Origin of the sequence: Psychrobacillus faecigallinarum (assembly GCF_014836595.1) — a bacterium.
In the GTDB taxonomy this organism is placed as follows: Bacteria; Bacillota; Bacilli; order Bacillales_A; family Planococcaceae; genus Psychrobacillus; species Psychrobacillus faecigallinarum.
In genome coordinates this window covers 1-20,377 of record NZ_JACSQO010000014.1, presented here as the reverse complement: position 1 = coordinate 20,377, position 20,377 = coordinate 1, and the positions used below count along the sequence as shown (strand labels likewise).

At 37.1% G+C, this 20,377-nt stretch carries 20 protein-coding genes; 15 read left to right on the top strand and 5 right to left on the bottom strand.

Going from position 1 to position 20,377, the window contains the following annotated elements:
• Nucleotide 1 precedes the first annotated feature (1 nt).
• Entirely contained in the window at nt 2–256 is a 255-nt protein-coding gene (locus tag H9650_RS18965; RefSeq protein ID WP_144541428.1) for a YfhJ family protein, read from the top strand.
• Nucleotides 257–288: 32 nt separating this feature from the next.
• Here the strand turns inward: H9650_RS18965 and H9650_RS18960 are convergent, their stop codons facing one another.
• A complete protein-coding gene (locus tag H9650_RS18960; protein WP_191697915.1) occupies nt 289–1,269 on the bottom strand; it encodes a metal-dependent hydrolase in 981 nt (326 codons plus the stop codon).
• 126 nt (nt 1,270–1,395) lie between these two features.
• On the opposite strand from H9650_RS18960, the gene mutY reads away from it, so the two are divergent.
• The 10 genes from mutY (at nt 1,396) to H9650_RS18910 (ending at nt 11,851) form a co-directional block, all read left to right on the top strand.
• Complete coding sequence (gene mutY / locus H9650_RS18955) at nt 1,396–2,466, top strand: A/G-specific adenine glycosylase (protein ID WP_191697914.1); 1,071 nt, start codon at nt 1,396–1,398, stop codon at nt 2,464–2,466.
• A complete protein-coding gene (gene fabL / locus H9650_RS18950; protein ID WP_144541434.1) occupies nt 2,463–3,206 on the top strand; it encodes an enoyl-[acyl-carrier-protein] reductase FabL in 744 nt (247 codons plus the stop codon). The genes mutY and fabL overlap by 4 nt, the downstream gene beginning before the upstream one ends.
• A 104-nt stretch (nt 3,207–3,310) precedes the next feature.
• Nucleotides 3,311–3,520 (top strand): gamma-type small acid-soluble spore protein, encoded by a 210-nt coding sequence (locus H9650_RS18945; RefSeq protein ID WP_225216174.1) that lies wholly within the window; start codon nt 3,311–3,313, stop codon nt 3,518–3,520.
• Between the two features lie 135 nt (nt 3,521–3,655).
• Nucleotides 3,656–4,195 carry a nucleoside tri-diphosphate phosphatase gene (ntdP, locus tag H9650_RS18940; RefSeq protein WP_144541438.1) on the top strand — a complete coding sequence of 180 codons (540 nt, stop codon included), beginning with the start codon at nt 3,656–3,658 and terminating at the stop codon, nt 4,193–4,195.
• Between the two features lie 57 nt (nt 4,196–4,252).
• Nucleotides 4,253–6,004 carry an ABC transporter ATP-binding protein gene (locus tag H9650_RS18935; protein ID WP_144541440.1) on the top strand — a complete coding sequence of 584 codons (1,752 nt, stop codon included), beginning with the start codon at nt 4,253–4,255 and terminating at the stop codon, nt 6,002–6,004.
• 189 nt (nt 6,005–6,193) lie between these two features.
• Entirely contained in the window at nt 6,194–7,213 is a 1,020-nt protein-coding gene (locus H9650_RS18930) for an ABC transporter ATP-binding protein (RefSeq protein WP_151112939.1), read from the top strand.
• Nucleotides 7,188–8,171, top strand: a complete 984-nt coding sequence (locus H9650_RS18925; RefSeq protein ID WP_191697913.1) for an ABC transporter ATP-binding protein — start codon at nt 7,188–7,190, stop codon at nt 8,169–8,171. The genes H9650_RS18930 and H9650_RS18925 overlap by 26 nt, the downstream gene beginning before the upstream one ends.
• 24 nt (nt 8,172–8,195) lie before the next feature.
• Entirely contained in the window at nt 8,196–9,806 is a 1,611-nt protein-coding gene (locus tag H9650_RS18920; RefSeq protein ID WP_151112943.1) for an ABC transporter substrate-binding protein, read from the top strand.
• A gap of 123 nt (nt 9,807–9,929) precedes the next feature.
• Complete coding sequence (locus tag H9650_RS18915; RefSeq protein ID WP_144541449.1) at nt 9,930–10,934, top strand: ABC transporter permease; 1,005 nt, start codon at nt 9,930–9,932, stop codon at nt 10,932–10,934.
• A 23-nt stretch (nt 10,935–10,957) separates the two neighbouring features.
• The gene (locus tag H9650_RS18910) at nt 10,958–11,851 is read left to right on the top strand and encodes an ABC transporter permease (RefSeq protein WP_225216176.1); all 894 of its coding nucleotides are present in this window, start codon (nt 10,958–10,960) and stop codon (nt 11,849–11,851) included.
• Nucleotides 11,852–11,908: 57 nt separating this feature from the next.
• Here H9650_RS18910 and H9650_RS18905 read toward each other — a convergent pair whose 3' ends face one another.
• Both H9650_RS18905 and H9650_RS18900 read right to left on the bottom strand, forming a co-directional pair.
• Nucleotides 11,909–12,991 (bottom strand): FUSC family protein, encoded by a 1,083-nt coding sequence (locus H9650_RS18905; RefSeq protein ID WP_144541452.1) that lies wholly within the window; start codon nt 12,989–12,991, stop codon nt 11,909–11,911.
• Nucleotides 12,992–13,017: 26 nt separating this feature from the next.
• Complete coding sequence (locus tag H9650_RS18900) at nt 13,018–14,316, bottom strand: glutamate-1-semialdehyde 2,1-aminomutase (protein WP_154310031.1); 1,299 nt, start codon at nt 14,314–14,316, stop codon at nt 13,018–13,020.
• A 178-nt stretch (nt 14,317–14,494) separates the two neighbouring features.
• On the opposite strand from H9650_RS18900, the gene bcp reads away from it, so the two are divergent.
• The 3 genes from bcp to perR all read left to right on the top strand — a co-directional run bounded on the left by bcp (nt 14,495) and on the right by perR (nt 16,482).
• Nucleotides 14,495–14,977 carry a thioredoxin-dependent thiol peroxidase gene (gene bcp / locus H9650_RS18895; protein ID WP_144541456.1) on the top strand — a complete coding sequence of 161 codons (483 nt, stop codon included), beginning with the start codon at nt 14,495–14,497 and terminating at the stop codon, nt 14,975–14,977.
• Nucleotides 14,978–14,981: 4 nt separating this feature from the next.
• Nucleotides 14,982–15,926: a D-2-hydroxyacid dehydrogenase gene (locus H9650_RS18890; RefSeq protein WP_191697912.1), complete on the top strand. Its 945-nt coding sequence runs from the start codon at nt 14,982–14,984 to the stop codon at nt 15,924–15,926.
• A gap of 112 nt (nt 15,927–16,038) precedes the next feature.
• The gene (gene perR, locus H9650_RS18885; RefSeq protein ID WP_151112951.1) at nt 16,039–16,482 is read left to right on the top strand and encodes a peroxide-responsive transcriptional repressor PerR; all 444 of its coding nucleotides are present in this window, start codon (nt 16,039–16,041) and stop codon (nt 16,480–16,482) included.
• A 36-nt stretch (nt 16,483–16,518) separates the two neighbouring features.
• Here perR and H9650_RS18880 read toward each other — a convergent pair whose 3' ends face one another.
• Both H9650_RS18880 and H9650_RS18875 read right to left on the bottom strand, forming a co-directional pair.
• Nucleotides 16,519–18,204: a methyl-accepting chemotaxis protein gene (locus H9650_RS18880; protein WP_154310033.1), complete on the bottom strand. Its 1,686-nt coding sequence runs from the start codon at nt 18,202–18,204 to the stop codon at nt 16,519–16,521.
• A 508-nt stretch (nt 18,205–18,712) separates the two neighbouring features.
• Nucleotides 18,713–19,057, bottom strand: a complete 345-nt coding sequence (locus H9650_RS18875) for a YgzB family protein (RefSeq protein WP_144541464.1) — start codon at nt 19,055–19,057, stop codon at nt 18,713–18,715.
• A 129-nt stretch (nt 19,058–19,186) separates the two neighbouring features.
• Between H9650_RS18875 and H9650_RS18870 the strand changes: the two genes are divergently transcribed.
• A complete protein-coding gene (locus tag H9650_RS18870; protein WP_144541466.1) occupies nt 19,187–20,053 on the top strand; it encodes a nucleotidyltransferase-like protein in 867 nt (288 codons plus the stop codon).
• Nucleotides 20,054–20,377: the final 324 nt, after the last annotated feature.

The following is a 20,377-nucleotide window of genomic DNA, read 5'->3' as shown; positions in this document are numbered from 1 at the left end:
TATGGAAACTAAAATAAATGAGTTAACAAATTTATTACTAGAGAAAAATGATAAGCTGTCCTTTGAAAAGGCAAGGGCTTGGATAGAATTACTATGGTCTGATTTTGAATCATCCTATGCGCGCGCAGGTTATGAATACAAAGGCGCAGCGGTGACAGAAATGGTCATTAAAAAATGGATAGATGGCTACGGCGGACAATTGCATGAGTTTGCCACCACGAACGAAAAATACAAGCATTTACTGGATACAGATTAAACGCTAGGAATAGGATTCCTAGCGTCTCTGTTTTAATGAGGTAAAAAGTCTAATTTTTTTCTTAGTTTATCTTCACTGAATATCCAGCCTGTGTATGAGTTGATAATCTCTAAGTCTTCATTCAAGTGCACAACTGCCACAAAAGGATAATAATCATTACTTCTATAACGTAAATCGATAAGACGTACTTCGTGAATATGTTCGAACTTTGTTATTTCCCATCTGTAAATAGGCGAAAACGAAGTGAAGGCACTTAGGTTTGTATCTTTAAGCGCTGCCTCTACTAAAGGAGAATCAGGAATTTCCTCTCGTTCAAACTTATCATAAATTGTAATGGAACGTCCGTATGCTCTACCTACATAATGATGGGTCTCTGAGCTAGCTGCAATTCTCCATTGAAAAAATTTTATAGTGGGAGCAACAATAATTTCTGTTGTATCTGGAATCGTTTTCCTTACACTATTTTTAACAGCACTTTGCACCGCAAAGCGTAAAATGTAATAAATAGCGATTATAGCGTACATTGTTAGGAATGTAGGTACTGGATTAAATCCAAACATCCATAATAATAGGCCTAGTATATGAATGCCAAATATGATTGGATCGAATGTATTTATGACTCCCAATGCCACCCATTTTTTAGAGAAGGGGCGCAATGCCTGAGTTCCATATGAATTAAAAATATCAACAAAGACATGAAGAAACACTGCTAAAAACGTCCAAAGCCAAAGATGAAGCCAATTTGCTTCAGGGATAATTAACCACAATACACCAGATATAAGTAACGGCCATAAAAGAACGGCTGGAATAGAGTGGGTAATACCACGATGATGGCGTATGTAGATTGCATTATTTCTTAATTTTAGAACAGTATCTATATCAGGGGCTTGAGATCCGATTATAGTTCCTGCAATTACTGCAGTAGTAGTTAGAGAACTACTTGTAACGACGGGATCTGCCATTGCCAAACCACCAAGTGCAATACCCATAACGATATGTGTACCTGTATCCATGTGTGACCAGCTCCTTTAGGAAACAAGTTATCTTAATCATAAGATAAAGTAGATAAATTAACAAAGTAATTATTAAAGTTATACCCTATTATTACATACCATAATCGCAGGGAAAGGAATCTAAATGTGAACGAATTATATAATAAGCAAATTGGTGAGTCACTAGTATCCTGGTTTTTAGAGGAAAAACGAGATTTGCCTTGGAGAAAAACAAAAGATCCATACAAAATTTGGGTCTCCGAAGTAATGCTACAGCAAACAAAGGTTGATACAGTTATCCCTTATTATGAGAGATTTATCTCTAAATATCCCTCTCTGGAATCACTTGCAGAAGCGGAAGAGGGAGAACTATTAAAAGAGTGGGAAGGCTTGGGCTATTATTCAAGAGCCCGTAACCTGCAAGCAGGAGTAAGGGAAGTTGTAGAAGAATATAATAGCGTAGTACCGAACAACCGAAAGGAAATATCAAAGCTAAAGGGCGTTGGACCTTATACGGCTGGAGCAGTGTTAAGCATTGCATATGATATTCCGGAGCATGCAGTCGATGGAAATGTAATGAGAGTGCTCTCTCGAATTTTATTGATAAAAGAGGACATTGCTAAACAAAAGACGAAAAAGATATTTGAAGAAGCTGTTATGAACTTGATGTTTAAGGATAACCCTTCAGCTTTCAACCAAGGTTTAATGGAACTTGGGGCTATTATATGCACTCCTACGAAGCCCAAATGTTTACTTTGTCCAGTGCGAGAATATTGTTCGGCTTTTTATGAGGGAGTTCAAGAGGAATTGCCAATAAAAACGATAAATAAAAAGACAAAATTACATAAAATGAAGGCAGTAGTGATTCAACGAAATGATGGTAAAATTTTGTTAGAGAAGCGTCCCTCTAAAGGATTGCTTGCAAATATGTGGCAATTCCCTATGGTTGAGCTACCAACTTCCACCCATACAGTTGAGGAAGTGGTAGAGCTTGACTATGGAGTGGAAATTCAAAAAGGAAAAGAATTGATAGCATTTAAGCATATTTTTTCTCATCTTGTTTGGGAAATCGAAAGCTTTGAAGCAAAGCTTATGAACGAAAAAAAAATATCATTGAATAGCCAATGGTATTCTATAGAAGAAGTTAACGATCAACCAATGCCTATTCCCGTATTAAAAATGTGGAATGCATGGAAGGAAAGGAAGAGTATCACATGACAAATCCGGTAGCATTAGTAACAGGTAGTAGCAGGGGTTTAGGAAAATCAATTGCCATCGAGCTTGCGAAAAATGGCTATGATATTGTGGTCAATTATGCTCGCAGTAAAACAGCTGCATTAGAAACTGTTCAAGAAATTGAAGCTTTAGGTCAAAAAGCTTTGCTTATTCGTGCAAACGTAGGAGATATAGAGAAGCTTCGTGCGATGTTCCAAACAATCAAAGATGAGTTCGGTCGTTTAGATATTTTCGTTAGTAATGCTGCTTCTGGCGTTCTTCGACCGATAATGGAATTAGAGGAATCCCATTGGGACTGGACGATGAATATTAATGCAAAAGCAATGCTTTTCGGAGCACAGGAAGCTGCGAAGCTTATGCCAAATGGCGGTAAAATTTTAGGCATTAGCTCATTAGGATCCATTAGATATTTAGAAAACTATACAACAGTAGGTGTATCTAAAGCTGCTATTGAGTCTATCACTCGATATTTGGCAGTAGAGCTGGCTGAAAAAGGAATTGCAGTTAATACAGTTTCCGGTGGAGCATTAGATACTGATGCTTTAAAGCATTTCCCAAACAGAGAGCAATTATTAGAGGATGCTCGATTGAACACTCCGGCAGGTCGAATGGTTGAAATTGAAGACATGGTAAAAACAGCAATGTTCCTGCTATCCGACGACGCATCAATGATCCGTGGACAAACTATTATAGTGGACGGTGGACGTTCGATTAAAATGTAATTGTTAGTATGTGGTCATTAATTTGGACCGCATAGAGAGGAAATCAATTACTTTCTTCCAGTTCGCCGCAGTAAAAAATTCAATTTAACATTTTTAAATTTCAAATGAATATTATCTCCAAAAGTGCACATGATATATTTTGTACGGAGGTGAAATCCATGAAAAAGAATAACAGTCAACAACCAAACAAAAGACAAGAGTTTGCTTCAGAAACTGTAATTCAACAAGTTAAAGAGCAAAACCGTCAAGCTGAAATGAAAAAACAACAAGCTAGCGGGAAGTTTTCGAACGGTTCTTCTAACCAATCAAAATAACATGGATTCACCAAAAATCAGCGAGGGCATTTTGCCTTCGCTGATTTTTTTACTACAGTTTTTTCCTATGGATTGCTATAATAGGGAAATAAGTATAATATTCAATTTTGCGCTTGGTGAAAAGGTGGCTAAATCATGGCGATTCCAACAGAAGGAGAAATTATTCAAATTCACAGCTACAAGCATAATGGCCGTATCCACCGTGTCTGGCAGGAAACGATGGTTTTAAAAGGCACCAAGAATATTGTGATAGGTGCAAACGAACGTACTCTTGTAATAGAGGCAGATGGCCGAACATGGATTACAAGAGAGCCTTCCATTTGTTACTTTCATGCAGAGCATTGGTTTAACATTATTTGTATGCTTCGAGAAGACGGCGTATATTACTACATCAACATTAGTTCGCCATTTGTCTACAACAATCAAAGGTTAAAATATATTGATTATGATCTAGATGTGAAGGTCTTTCCAGACATGACCTACACTATTTTAGATGAGGATGAATACGAACAGCATAAAAGAGAAATGAATTATCCAGATGAGATGGATGCTATTCTTGAGCGAAATATAGAAAAACTAATTTCTTGGATTAAGCAAAGAAGAGGGCCGTTTGCTCCCGACTTTATAGAGGCATGGACAAGTCGTTATCATTTTTATAAACAGCTGAATGAATAGTTGAAGAACCTGTTGATTTACAACAGGTTCTTCCGTTTTAAGAAAGGAAGTAATTTTGTGAGTACCATGAAAAGATATATGGAATTTGTAAAACCTTATAATTGGCAAATATTCCTGACAATTGTTATTGGGGTTATTAAATTTGCAATTCCACTATTTATACCTGTATTGATTAAGATTGTCGTTGATGATATTATTGGCGGCGATATGTCAACGGATGAGAAAATCCAACAACTGATTTATTGGCTTGGTGGTACCGCATTGGTATTCTTAATCGTTCGTCCACCAATCGAGTATTATCGACAATATTTGGCACAATTAGTCAGCAATAAAATTTTGTATGATATACGTCAAAAGCTATATATACATCTTCAAAAACTCAGCTTAAAATACTATTCCAACACACGTGCAGGAGAAGTGATTTCTCGCGTTATTAATGATGTAGAACAAACAAAAAACTTTGTTATGATTGGCTTGATGAATGTCTGGCTTGATCTAGCTACCATTCTAATAGCTATCGGCATTATGTTGACAATGAATGTCAAGCTAACATTAGTTACCTTAATAGCATTTCCGTTCTACGCATTCAGTGTTAAATTCTTTTTTGGAAGACTTCGTGATTTAACAAGAAAGAGATCCCAGGCTCTTGCAGGAGTACAAAGCTATCTTCATGAACGTGTCCAAGGGATGAGTATTATTAAAACCTTTACACTCGAAAAACATGAACAAAAATTATTCAATGAGACGAACGGAGAATTTCTAGATAAAGCAGTGGATCAGACGATATGGAACGCAAAAGCATTTGCTGTAGTTAATACTATTACGGATATTGCTCCACTATTAGTAATTGCTTACGCTGGATATGAGGCTATTCATGGAAGATTATCTGTAGGAACGATGGCTGCGTTCATAGCTTACATTGAGCGCCTTTATAGTCCCTTAAGACGATTAGTTAATTCTTCAACAACATTAACACAATCCTTTGCTTCTATGGATCGAGTATTTGAGTTGATGGATGAGAAATATGATATTGTCGATAAACCTGAAGCTAAAAAGTTAGGCAATACATATGGGGAAGTAACCTTTTCCAATGTTTCCTTCCAATATGAAAAAGACGGTCAAACTATCCTTAATAATATAAACCTTAGAGTAAATGCTGGTGAAACAGTTGCATTTGTCGGGATGAGTGGTGGGGGTAAGTCCACTATTATTAGCCTGATTCCCCGATTTTATGATGTGACATCAGGTAGCGTACAAATCGATGGAAAAGATGTTCGCGACGTGACGATTGAATCGCTTAGACAACAAATAGGAATTGTCCTACAGGATAATATTTTGTTTAGTGACTCCGTAAAATCGAATATCTTAATGGGTAAACCAGATGCAAGTGATGAAGAAGTAATAGAGGCGGCAAAAGCTGCTAATGCACATGACTTCATTATGGAACTGCCTGATGGATACGAAACAAAGGTTGGAGAGCGTGGAGTTAAGCTTTCAGGAGGTCAAAAGCAACGTGTCGCAATTGCACGTGTATTTTTAAAAAATCCAACGATATTGGTTCTAGATGAGGCGACTTCAGCATTAGATTTAGAGAGCGAATCTTTAATTCAAGATTCTTTAGAGCGTTTGGCACAAAATCGAACAACAATTATCGTAGCACATAGACTTTCCACAATAACGCACGCAGATAAAATATTTGTTATAGAAAATGGAGAATTAGCAGAGGAAGGTTCTCATGCTAAACTCATGAAGGACAAAGGGGTATATTATAACTTATTTCAAATACAACAATTAGATACTGTGGACTAACAAACACACCCAATAAGGCGATTTTGTTCTTATTGGGTGTTTTTTTATACTATTTTTATGGATTATTGAATATAGGGAAGGTTTTAAATAGTCCGAAAAGTATTGCATAAAATGCTAAAATGTGTAAAATATCAATATGAACAAATATAATGAAAATTTTAAATAGTCTTGTAAAAAAGGAGAGTTATCATGGAACAAGGAAAAAAAGTATTAGAAGTGAAAGGTCTTCAAACTTCCTTTTTTACAGATGATGGTGTTATTCCATCTGTTGATTATGTAGATTTCCATGTTAGAGAAGGGGAAATCTTAGGCATTGTAGGCGAATCAGGCTGTGGTAAAAGTGTTACCTCACTATCAATTATGGGTCTAATTCCTAGTCCCCCTGGAAAAATAACAAATGGAGAAATCTTATTTAAAGGCAAGGATTTAACTACTTTCTCTGAAAAAGAGATGAGAAAAGTAAGAGGAAATGAGATTGCTATGATATTCCAGGAGCCGATGACCTCTTTAAATCCTTTATTTACAATTGGGAATCAGCTTATGGAAGCTATAACCCTACATAAAAAAGGATGGAGTAAAAAACAAGCTAAGGACAGAGCGGTTGAGATGCTCAAGCTTGTTGGTCTTCCTAGAGCAGAAGCACTTATGAAGGACTACCCTCACCAACTTTCAGGTGGTATGCGTCAAAGGGTTATGATTGCAATGGCGCTTGTATGTGATCCAGAGGTATTGATAGCTGATGAACCGACTACAGCATTAGATGTTACGATCCAAGCACAAATCCTAAAGCTAATGCGAGATCTGAATAAAAGACTAAATACAGCTGTACTTCTTATCACTCATGATCTTGGTGTAGTGGCCGAGACCTGTGAACGTGTAGTGGTCATGTATGCAGGAAAAGTAGTAGAAGAAGGACTAGTTGACACTATTTTTAAAAACCCTCAGCATCCATATACAAAGGGGCTACTTGCATCAGTGCCTGACATGAGATATAAAAAGCAACGACTATATTCTATTCCTGGTAATGTACCAAAGCCAGGAGTTATAAAGCAGGGCTGTCGATTCGCTGCAAGATGTGAATTTGCATTCGAACGCTGTCTGCAGGAAAATCCTCCTCTTTTTGAAACATCGGAGGGACATAAAACAAGATGTTTCTTGTATGACTCTAAGGAGGTTGCAGATTATGACAGAGCCGCTGTTAAAAGTTGACGGACTGAAAAAATATTTTCCTATTCGTTCGGGTGTTTTGTCAAAAAAAGTGGGTTATGTAAAAGCAGTAGATGACATATCTTTCTTTGTGAATGAGGGAGAAACGTTAGGGATTGTTGGAGAATCAGGCTGCGGTAAATCTACTACAGGCCGTATGCTTATGAGATTGCTAGAGCCAACAGAAGGAAATGTGATGTTTGAAGGAAAGGATTTAACGAAGATTTCAGACTCGGCCATGCGCAAGGTTAGACGAGATATCCAAATGGTGTTCCAGGATCCTTATGCTTCTCTAAATCCTCGTCATACAGTGGAGAAGATTTTAATGGAGCCGCTTATAGTTCATCAAATCGGAGATCCTAAAACTCGCAGACAAAAGGTTCATGACTTTTTAGAAATTGTAGGATTGAGCAGCTATCACGCAAAACGATATCCTCACCAGTTCAGTGGTGGACAAAGACAGCGTATTGGAATCGCTAGAGCACTTATGACCAATCCAAAGCTGATTATAGCGGATGAGCCCGTTTCTGCACTCGATGTATCCATTCAAGCTCAAGTTTTAAATCTTATGCAGGATTTGCAAAAGGAGTTAAAACTGACCTATATATTTATCGCCCACGATTTAGGAGTGGTCCGTCACATTAGCGACCGAGTAGGGGTTATGTATTTAGGTAGAATGGTCGAACTTGCACCTAGTGAGAATTTGTATGCAGAGCCGCTGCACCCTTATACAAAAGCACTTCTCTCTGCTGTGCCAGTACCTGATCCACAATTTCAAAGGGAGCAAATTATATTAGAAGGAGATATTCCAAGCCCTTCTAACCCTCCTACAGGCTGTACATTCCATACACGTTGTCCTTTTAAAATGGACGTTTGTACAACCATTAAACCGAAGCTAGAGGAAGTTAAGAACAGTCATTTTGTTGCCTGCCATCTTTATAATGAGGCAGTCCAGCATTGATAATATAAATTTGGAGGGGTCCATGTGAGAAAAAAGAAATTATTGTCTTTTATGTTTTTAATGATATTTGCTGCTTTTACAATTGTTGCTTGTTCAAGTGATGAAACCGGAGGAGATAAAAAAGGAGAATCCTCCTCATCATCAGGGGATAAAGTATTAGTGTTTGGTCGAGGGGGAGACTCTGTTTCTCTAGATCCTGCTATAGTAACTGACGGTGAATCATTTAAAGTTACACAAAATGTATTTGAAACACTATTAAATTTTGGTGAAGAAGATACTACTATTCAAGCAGGCCTTGCCAAAGAATGGGTAACATCTGATGACGGTTTAACTTATACATTTACTTTAGAAGAAGGAGTTAAATTTCACGACGGTACAGATTTTAATGCTGAGGCTGTTGTGAAAAACTTTGAACGCTGGGCTAATGGCTCAGAGGAAAAATTCTATTACTATGGCTCTATGTTTGGAGGATATGCAGGCGATGAAGGACATGTAATTGAGTCAGTTACTGCTGATGGTGATTACACAGTAGTATTTAAACTTAAACGTCCACAAGCTCCTTTCTTAAAAAATATTGCTATGAGTCCATTCGGAATAGCAAGCCCAACGGCATTTGAAAAAGATGAAGAGAAATTTGGAGATAATCCAGTAGGAACAGGTCCATTCAAATTCGTAGAATGGAAACGAAATGATTCCATTACAATTGAAAAATATGAAGATTACTGGGTAGATGGTATGCCTAAGCTTGATAAAGTTGTATTCCGTGCTATTCCGGATAACGCAGCACGCTTAAACAACCTACTAGCTGGAGACATTGATTTGGCTGATGGAGTAAATCCGTCTGATCGTAAAACAGTTGAGGGTGATTCTACTCTACAACTGTATGAGCGCCCGTCCATGAACGTTGGTTACTTAGGTCTAACGAATACTAGACCGCCTTTTGACAACGTAAAAGTACGCCAAGCAATGAATTATGCTATCGATAAGCAAGCAATTGTAGATGCTTTCTTTGAGGGCGGAGCTGAAATCGCTAAAAACCCTATGCCTTCTTCTATTAGTGGCTACAATAACGATATTCCTGGTTACGAATATGATCCAGAAAAAGCAAAGGAACTTTTAGCAGAAGCTGGATTAGCAGATGGCTTTGATATGGAGCTATGGGCTATGCCGGTTCCAAGACCTTATATGCCAGACGGAGCAAAGGTCGCAGAAGCAATTAAAAATAACTTAGAAAAAGTAGGCATCAATGCAAAAATCGTTTCTTATGAATGGGCAACATATTTAGAAAAAGCTCGTTTAGGAGAAGCTGATGCTTTCTTACTTGGATGGACTGGTGATAACGGGGATGCGGATAATTTCCTTTATGTATTGCTAGACAAAGATAATATCGAAAGTAATAACTACACGTACTATAGCAATGACCAATTACACGAAATTCTAATCGAAGCACAATCAGAGGTAGACGAAAACAAACGTATTGAATTATATAAACAAGCTCAAGAAATAATATTTGAAGATGCACCATGGGTTCCACTTGCTCACTCAACACCATTACTTGCTGGTAAAGCAGAATTGACAGGCTTCACACCACATCCAACTGGCTCAGACAAATTAGGAAACGTTGACTTTAAGTAAAGACTGATGGGGGAGGGAATCTTCTTGATTCCTTCCTCTTTTAAAGGATAAGAAGTATTTTAATTGTCAGGTCAAAGAGAGAAGCTTGTATTTCATATTTTAAGATGAAGAGGGTGAAAAAACATGCTTCACTATATTGGAAAGAGGCTGTTGCAGCTTATACCAGTATTGCTTGGTATGACTTTTTTAGTTTTTATGATTATTCGTGCTATCCCAGGTGATCCAGCACAGGTTATTCTGGGACAATTAGCTTCTAAGGATGCTATTGAATCACTAAGAGAAAGCCTAGGCTTAAATAATCCTTGGTATGTGCAATATTTTGATTATTTATTTGGTCTTCTTCAAGGTGATCTTGGTGAGTCGATGCGAACTGTTAAGCCAGTAGCTTCTGAAATATGGCCGTATCTTGCTGCTACGTTTGAGCTAGCGTTCTTTGCAATTCTAATAGCAGTTATTATAGGGGTAAACGCGGGAATTATATCTGCATGGTTCCAGAACTCTTGGTTCGATTACTTAGCAATGGTACTAGCTTTAATAGGTGTTTCGATGCCAATATTTTGGTTGGGGTTAATGGAGCAATGGATTTTTGCCGTAGAATTACACTGGCTTCCAACAGGTGGGAGGCAGGAAGCAAGAGACCCAGTTTCAGCAGTCACCAACTTATATGTAATTGATACTATTATTAATGGCCGTTTTGATCAGCTTGGTGTTGTTCTCAAGCATTTGTTATTACCTAGTATTGCCTTGGCTACTATTCCAATGGCTATTATTGCTCGAATGACCAGATCTAGTATGCTAGAGGTTATGAGAGCGGATTATGTACGAACAGCAAGAGCTAAAGGCCAAAAAATGTTTTGGGTAGTATATAAGCATTCTTTGAAAAATGCCATCATTCCAGTCTTAACAGTAATCGGTCTTCAAATGGGCTTACTTTTAGGAGGAGCTATATTGACAGAAACCATCTTTGGATGGCCGGGAATTGGTCGCTATATTTACGATGCCATTCAGTTCCGTGATTACCCTGTTATTCAATCTGGAATATTAGTAGTTGCTTTTATATTCGTTATGATCAATTTATTCGTTGATATTTTATATGGATTAATTGATCCACGCATCAAGTATGACTAAAAGGAGAGATGATGATGACCCAAATGGTTCCAAAAGCACCGGATAATTTATTGGCTACCGAAAAGGACATATCAGCTGGTCCTTGGAAAGAAGCGTGGAGAGGTTTCCGGAAAAACAAGGTGGCGCTTGTCGGCACTTTTATCGTATTTTTCTTTATAGTAGTCGCACTAATAGGACCTTTTCTGGTCCCACAGGGCATTGATGAACAATCCATGACGAAACATCGACTTTTAGCACCATCTAGTCAGTTTTGGTTTGGCACGGATGATTTTGGCAGAGATATATTCTCTCGAATTGTGCATGGGGCTAGAATTTCTCTATGGGTAGGTTTTTCCTCAGTAATCGGCTCTGTCATTATAGGAAGTATATTGGGAATAGTAGCCGGCTACTACGGGAAATGGGTTGACATGATTATCTCCCGTATCTTTGATATTCTACTTGCTTTTCCTAGCATTCTTCTAGCGATTGCAGTAGTTTCTGTGTTAGGTCCTTCTTTGCAAAATGCTTTGATTGCGATTGCAATCATCAATATTCCTAACTTCGGGCGACTCATCAGATCAAAAGTGTTAAGTATTAAAGAAGAGGAATACATAACCTCTGCTAAGGCAATTGGTATGAAGGATTTTCGTATCCTTTTCTCGCATATTTTACCTAACTCTATGGCACCTGTTATTGTGGCTGGAACCTTGGCCATTGCTTCTGCAATTATAGAGGCTGCCGCACTAGGTTTCTTAGGCTTGGGAGCACAGGCACCAACACCCGAGTGGGGCAAAATGCTAGCGGATGCACGAAACCACCTCCGAACAGCACCGTGGACAATGATTTTCCCAGGACTTGCTATCATGTTAACAGTCCTTGGTTTTAACCTTATGGGTGATGGCTTAAGGGATGCATTGGATCCAAGAATGAAAAACTAAAAAACACGTATCTCCTAATGGCACTCATTGCCAAATGGAGATACGTGTTTTTTAGTTTTAATAAGGAGTTTCCTCAATCTGTACAGTTAATTCCTTACTGTGGAAGTTCTGATAAGCAGTTATGAGCTTATCCACATGCTCTAGCTGTTCTTCATATTTTAAAATAGAAGAAAGTAAATGCAGGAGATGGTACGTAGAGAACTCCTCCTCTATTTGGGTTAAGGCAATTTGTTGGACGAATATATTCATAACCTCTTGTCTTTGAATAAATGCCTCTGGACCGTGCCATTCCATGTGATCTGCTTTAAGCTTGCCAATAAATTTCAAATGGAGCTGCTCATGATAAGTCAAAAGTGAATCTAATCTTTCTGTTATCATCATTCTAAAATGCTCTGGAAGGTCATTTAATTCATTTTCATGGAGATGCAATCTTTTTAATACTTCTAAGCTATTGTATGAAATCTCGATGAGCTCGCGATAAACGACTGCTTTTCTACCTTTTGAATGTGTTGCTTTTTTTGTATATACTCTTTCTTCCTTAAAAAAGGAGTATATTTGATCGATTCGTTCTAGTCTACCTTTTAGCTGACTTATTGCCTGCTTACTAGACTGATGATCGGCCGCGTTTCTGGAAGCGATTCTAATCCATCTTATAATTTCATCCTGTGTGTAATGAATAGAGTTAAAAAGCTTTGTCTCAAATTTAGGTGGAAGAAATACTAGATTTACGACAAAGGCTGAAATTACCCCAACGAGAATGGTACAAAATCGAATCAGTGCAAAGGTTAAAAATTCATCGCTTTGTATCTCCATAATAGCTATCACAGTAACTAATGCTAACGAAACAGTTTTTTCTAGCTTAAATTTGAGCATGATGGAAATGGCGACAATTGCAGCAAAGCCAACAGCAATAATATGATTGCCAAAAACTAATGCAAAAATGACTGCTATAGCTGCTCCAATTAGGTTAGATTGTATTTGTTCAATAACGGTTAAGTAGGATCTATAGATAGATGGTTGTATCGCAAAAATTGCTGCTATTCCTGCAAAGACAGGACTAGGAAGCTGAAGTAGTTCAGCTATAAACAAGGAAAATACTATAGCAACTCCAGTTTTAAATATGCGTGCGCCTAATTTCATTCCATCCTATCCTTTCGTTAACCTTATTACTTTGATTTATTTAGTTGAGCAAAAGCATTGTCTACAGCATTAATTGTCTCTACTATATCATTTTCTGTGTGAGCTGTAGTAATAAACCAAGCTTCGTATTTAGAAGGTGCAAGATTGATACCCTGCTCAAGCATAAGCTTGAAGAATTTAGCGAACATCTCACCATCACTAGCTTCTGCCTGTTCGTAGTTTTCAACCTTTACATCGGTAAAATAAACGGAAAGTGCACCTTTTATGCGATTGATTGTAATTGTAATATTATTTTTCTTAGCTGCATCTAAAATTCCTTTCTCTAACAATGCACCTAATCTATCTAGCTCTTCATATAAACCGGGAGCCTGAAGAACTTCTAAACAAGCAATTCCTGCTTGCATTGACGCAGGATTACCAGCCATTGTTCCAGCCTGATAAGCAGGTCCAAGTGGTGCTACCTGCTCCATAATTTCTTTCTTACCGCCATATGCACCAATCGGAAGTCCACCGCCAATAATCTTACCCAATGCAGTTAAGTCCGGTATTTGGCCAAGCATAGTAGATGCAGCTCCATAATGGAAGCGGAATGCTGTAATTACTTCATCATAGATAACAAGAGCTCCCTTTTCTTTTGCAATTTCGTGAACTAGCGCTAAAAATCCTTCATTAGGCTCCACCATTCCAAAATTACCTACAATAGGTTCCACTAAAATACAGGCTAATTCAGAACCCCACTTTTCCATAGCATCCTTGTATGCCTGAGGATCATTGAATGGAATCGTTATAACTTCTTTTGCGATAGATTGAGGTACTCCGGCAGAATCGGGAGTTCCAAGAGTTGCTGGGCCAGAGCCTGCTGCAACTAAAACTAAATCAGAGTGCCCGTGATAGCAGCCAGCAAATTTCATTACTTTTGTTCTTCCTGTATAGGCACGTGCAACTCGTATTGTAGTCATTACTGCTTCCGTCCCTGAGTTAACAAAGCGCACTTTATCCATTGAAGGTATAGCATCTTTTAGCATTTTAGCGAATGTAACCTCATGCTTTGTTGGGGTACCATATAATAAGCCTGTTTGGGCCGCCTTTGTAATAGCTTCTGTAATATGCGGGTGAGCGTGTCCGGTAATAATAGGACCGTAGGCTGCTAAGTAATCGATATACTTGTTTCCATCTACATCATAGAAGTATGCACCTTCTGCTCTTTCCATGACAATAGGTGCTCCGCCTCCAACTGCTTTATAGGAGCGGGAAGGGCTGTTTACTCCTCCAACGATATGTTCTAATGCATGTACCTGTATTTGTTCAGATTGTGTATGTTTCAATGTTCTACCTCCATTATTGAATGTATGTAAGATGAAAATTATAACTTGTCTTTCCTAAAACTTCTAGTCATAGTGGTTACTTTTAATATTTTAGACAAATAAGAGGAAAAAGGCTAAAGAAATTGAACATACTTATAAAGTTCGTTACGATATAACTAATATTAGAGGAGGGATTTTGATGGAACAATTAGAAGGAATGGCCGCACCTAAATTTTCATTAAAAAATGAAAAGGGTGAAGTCGTATCATTGGAAGACTTTGCTGGAAAGCAGTATGTCATTTTGTACTTTTACCCTAAAGACTCCACACCGGGCTGCACGACGGAAGCATGTGAGTTTAGAGACGCCTATGAAGATTTTTCTGATTTAAATGCAGTCATTCTTGGAGTAAGTGCAGATGGTGAGAAGGCCCATACAAAATTTATAGAAAAGCATGGACTACCTTTTTCTTTATTGATCGATGATACTCATGAAGTTTCAGAGGCATACGGAGTATGGGCATTGAAGAAAAACTTTGGGAAAGAATATATGGGAATTGAACGTACAACCTTTTTGATCGATCCAACTGGGACAGTGGTGAAGGAGTGGAGAAAGGTTAAAGTAAAAGATCACGTAGAAGAAGTGCTACATACATTAAAATCCTTAGTAAAAGCTGGTGAATAAATAGATGAAAATATTATTTTCCTTTTTACCGAAGGAGGAGCAGCGATTAAGCTTGATCAATCGCTTTCCCCAAGTAGATTTTATCTTCCATAAGGACTTAAATGAGAATGAACTTAAAACAGCTAGTGTTTTTGTGACGTATGGGGAGGACCTTAAACCTTCACATATAGAAGGTGCTAAAAAACTGAAATGGGTTATGGTTGCCTCAGCAGGTTTAGAAAAAATGCCTTTACAAGAAATAGCCCAAAGGAACATACTTCTCACAAATGTGAGAGGTATTCATAAAACACCTATGGCCGAATCCATTTTGGCTCATATACTTTCTATTAAAAAGTCCCTGCCTCTCATAGCTGAAAATCAGAAAAAGGCAGAATGGTCGAAAAGAGTTCCCTCATCGGAGCTTTATGGATCAACAGCATTAATAATAGGGCCGGGGGCAATTGGAGGAGAAGTAGGAAGACTGTTACAAGCATTTGGAGTACACACAATTGGTTGCAATCGTAGTGGAAAAACAGCATCTTATATGGATGAGATGGTATCCTTCAAGTCATTAAAAGAGGTATTACCAAAAGCTGATATAGTAATCTCCATACTTCCTAGCACTGAAGAAACGAGAGGACTGTTAACATACGAGCACTTCAAATCTATGAAAGAGAGTGCTATTTTTATGAATTACGGACGTGGGGACTTATTGAAAGAGCAGGATTTGAAACAAGCCTTGGAGGATAATTGTATAGCCTATGCTGTATTAGACGTTTTTGCAAAGGAACCACTTGAAAGTGATCATCCGTTTTGGAGTATGCCAAATGTAATCATCTCCCCACATATCTCTAGTCACTCCTCTCAATATGTGGTGAGAGCACTTGAAATTTTCTCTAGAAATTTAACTTCCTATTTAAATGAAGAAAGCAATTTTGAAAATGTTATAGACGTTTCACGAGGATACTAAAGTGTATTAATACTATGTTAATAGTCGAAAAATTTGACAGCGATAGTATTTCTTCTTTATACTTATTATAAACTTATCATTTAATAATGATTATAAAGAGAGGTGCATAGCGATGACGGAAGTACATTTAAGAGACGCTTTGGATACATTGAAATCAACCGGTGTACGTATAACGCCTCAACGCCATGCGATTCTGGAATTTATTATTCAATCTATGTCACATCCCACTGCGGACGATATATATAAAGCGCTTGAAAGTAAATTTCCCAGCATGAGCGTTGCTACTGTCTATAACAACTTACGTGTGTTTAGAGAAGCGGGCTTAGTAAAGGAATTAACATATGGCGATAATTCAAGTCGTTTTGATTTCATCACAAATGACCACTACCATATGATTTGTAATTCTTGCGGTAAAATAGTTGACTTCCATTATCCAGGATTAGATGAAGTAGAGCATCTTGCCTCTCATTTGACCGGTTTTGATGTTAGTTCTCACCGAATGGAGATTTACGGTTCGTGTCCTACATGTAAGGAACAAGCAACTAAAGTCCAATAAAAAACCGAGCGTATATTCGCTCGGTTTTTATTTTGTCTAAATTTTAAAGCGGCCAATAAGTTGTTCTAAATCCACTGCTTTTTCTGTTAAGTCCTGCGCCACTGTGTTGATTTCCTGCATGGTTGCTGTCTGTTCCTCTACAGCAGCAGAGATCATTTCGGTCTGGGAGGATGCTTCTATCGTATGGCTGGCAATTTCAGCTACTGATGCTGCAACTTCTTCAGCACTTGCTGAGATTTGCTCAGATGTAGCTGAAATATCTTCTATCTGGTAGGTAACTTGCTCAATGGAGCTAGCAATTGATAGGAAGGAAGTATTGGCCTCGTTAATTACTTCCACACCTTCTTCAGCATTTTGAAGTCCGACCAAAACGGATTTTTCCACATTTTTTGTATCCTTTTGAATTTCTATAATTAAGGATACTATTTGGCTAGCAGACTGTTTAGATTCCTCAGCAAGTTTCCTTACTTCATCGGCAACTACTGCAAATCCTTTTCCATGTTCTCCTGCTCGAGCAGCTTCAATAGCAGCGTTTAAGGCAAGTAAGTTTGTTTGCTCAGAGATAGCTGTAATAACTTTTGTGATATTCTCAATTTCAAGGGATTGCTCACTTAATTTTTTAATAAGCTGATTCGTTTCATTAGATGAATCATAAATCAGTTGCATTTGTTCTTTGGCTGTTTTTAATATTTCTTCACCCTTACTAGCAAACTCAATTGTGTTTGATGCATTGCTATGTAAAATTTGGGTAGATTCAGCAATACGTTGCACTCCGGCAGCAGTCTCATCCATAGCAGTCGCACTTTCTTTGGCAGATCTTGCAGAGCTTTGTGCACCTTCGGCAGTCATTTCCACACGATTTGCCACATCCGTAGACGCAATGGTCACTTCCTCTGTGCTAGCAGAAAGCTCCTCAGATACACTCGATAAATGATTGGCATTTTCATGTAAGCTAATGATTAGATCTTTCAGGTTAGATTTCATTTTATTAAAGGATTTAGCTAGATCACCTATTTCATCCTTTGCTTGGCTATTAATATCAGGTGCTGTTAAGTCACCATTCGCTATAATCTCAGTTGCCCTTGCTACTTTCACAAGAGGAATAGTAATGGATTTTTTTATAAATATAGAAATTCCAGAAGCGACCATAATACTAATAGCAAGTATCGCCAGACTAAAAATAATTGTATTTTTGACTACCTGTTTAGTCTCATCTGTAATTACCTTTAATTGACCTTCTTGATATTCATTTATTTTGAGTGCTGTGGCTAAAACACCTTCATTTGCTATTTGAGCGTCATTATTTACTATTTGTAACGCACTGTCTTTGTTTCCCTTGTTTAATGCGTCCATAGCTTCTGTAGCAGCAGTGTTAAACGCGTCGTTATGTTTATGGATATCACTCAAATAGCCCTTCATTGTGTCTGATGAAGCCAAATTTTCTAAATTTAGAATTGCCTCATTCAACAAATCTTGATGCATAACTAAGGAGTCCTTTGCCTTATCTGTATTATTTAAAATCATAGCTCTTATGTAAAGTCCTTGCATACCAAGCTCTGTTTGAATATCGTCCGTTAAGAGCTGTTGTTGTACACGATTATCTAATGCATAATCAAATTTTTCTTCAATAGATAGTAATTGTAGGAATGTTACCCCTAAAGTGATAAGTAATAAAAAGAAAATAGATAAAAAGGAAAAGTTCAGTTTTTTTCTAATAGACATAATGGTACCCTCCACTTCTTTCGCTTTAAGTCTAAAGTAGTATTAATTATCCGTCAACTACAAATATTTTGATTAATTTTATTCTTAAAAATAAAACAATACAATAAAGTGAAAAATAATTGATACGTATAGGTAATTAAACACGGGAATAGTACAAGGTCGATGACTGCCTAAACAAATGGAGAAATTAGTTCTCAAAGCCACCTAGACTATTTTATTTAACCTAAATAGGAAAGGTACGCAGAGTAAATGGGGAAAATTATTTTGATTTACAATACATAGTAAGAAATCGTCGATATCCATTCCAATTGATTAGTGTTGGCTAATTTAAAAAGTGAGGAGTTTCTATATCTTCTAAGAAACAGAGGTGCTGGTTATCATGATGATGCTAATAATGCGATGCTTGCAATATGGAGAGTAGAGAAAGAAGACTTCGTTTCATTTCACTCTATATGAGTATACTATGTTAATATAAAAAAGCACCTTGCTTAAAAGCAAAGTGCAGGGATTATTTCTTTCTATTGTAGCTAATATCAAATTCTTCACCTTCAAGAGTAGGATCCAATGTAAGTGGTTCTTTGCAATACATACACATATCTACTCGTCCTAAAACTTTCGTGTGTTTTCCACAGTTGGGGCATACTACTTGAACGGCTTTAGTAGATAATAAACCTATCCATCCATATACAGCTGTACTTCCAATAATAGAAAGTAACCCAAGTGTCATAAATATTGTTACTAAGATAGCGTTCTCTCTAAAGAAGATAGCCCCGTACATGATAATAAAGCCAAAGAATATTAAACCAAGAGCAAAGGAACGAATTCGATTTATTTTGTTTTTATAGGGTTTCATTTTTTAGCCTCCTAATTATACCTACACTATAACATATTTTTTTATAAAGGAATGTTATTAAAGTTTAAAGAGGAAATATCAAATTATTGTCGAAGAATAATACATAAGTTAATAAAGGAGGCTTTCACATTGGAAGCGTTGTTAAGACCTATCTATCAAGAAAGAGCCAGTGATTCAAATACATTAGGCATAATATTAATAGAAAAAATAGAAGAAGTCAGTCCTATTACTGATACCTTTGATTCCATATTGTTCATTATAACTAAAGATTCTCCTATTCCGGTTTTTACTAAGCATTATACGTATAACGACAAAAAGGCAGCATTGCATATTATTACGGAAAAACAAATTAGAAAATGGTTTATAGTAGGAGCCAATCCTAAGTTAGTGGGCTGGATGATCAATGGGAGAGTAATATTTGATCGAAATGAATATGTAGAAAACCTTAAAAAGGAATTACAGGATTTCCCGGTAAACGGCCGAAATGTAAGAATGGGAATAGAATTTGCAAAGCTTAGTAGAAGCTATATGCAAGCTAAAGTATTCTTTGAGCAATTAAATTATCTAGATGCTTATAATCATATTGTAAACTCACTGCATCATCTAGCTAGATTAGCTATTATTGAAAAGGGGATGCACCCGGAGGTTATGGTGTGGAAGCAAGTAAAGCAATTAGATCCTTCTATATATAAATTGTACGATGAGTTAGTGTCGAGTGGAGAAACATTAGAGAAAAGATTAGAACTTTTATTTTTAGCGAGTGACTTCTTAATTCATTCAAGAACAAAGGATGGGGCACGGCATATAATCGAAGTACTTTCTTCTAAAGAGTATTGGACGATACAAGAGATTCATGAACAAGAGGAATTAAAAAACTATTCCGTTGACCTTGAAGTATTTATAGAATTCTTGGTCGATAAAGGATTAATTCTAATAGAAAAACAACCTACTAAAAGCAGCCATATTCTGCATAGATACTACAAAGTTAAAGAGTAAAAAAAGGTCAACAAAAAACGAAATAAAAAAATGCTCGTTTTTTGTTGACATATACATTAAATATGCGGTATTATAATAAGCGTCGTCAAAAACGAATTAAAAAACAGCAGAAAATTAATAAAAAAAGTTTTTTAAAAAACTTCTTGACTAGCCAGTTGAATGGTGATAAATTAGAGAAGTCGCAAAAAACGACAACGCAAAAATGAACATTGAAAACTGAACATGCAAAACGTTAAGACATATAGCTTCAAACAACTTCGGTTGTATTGACGCAAAACAATTTTTGACATCATTTAATGATGATGCCAGCAAAACAAAATGAGC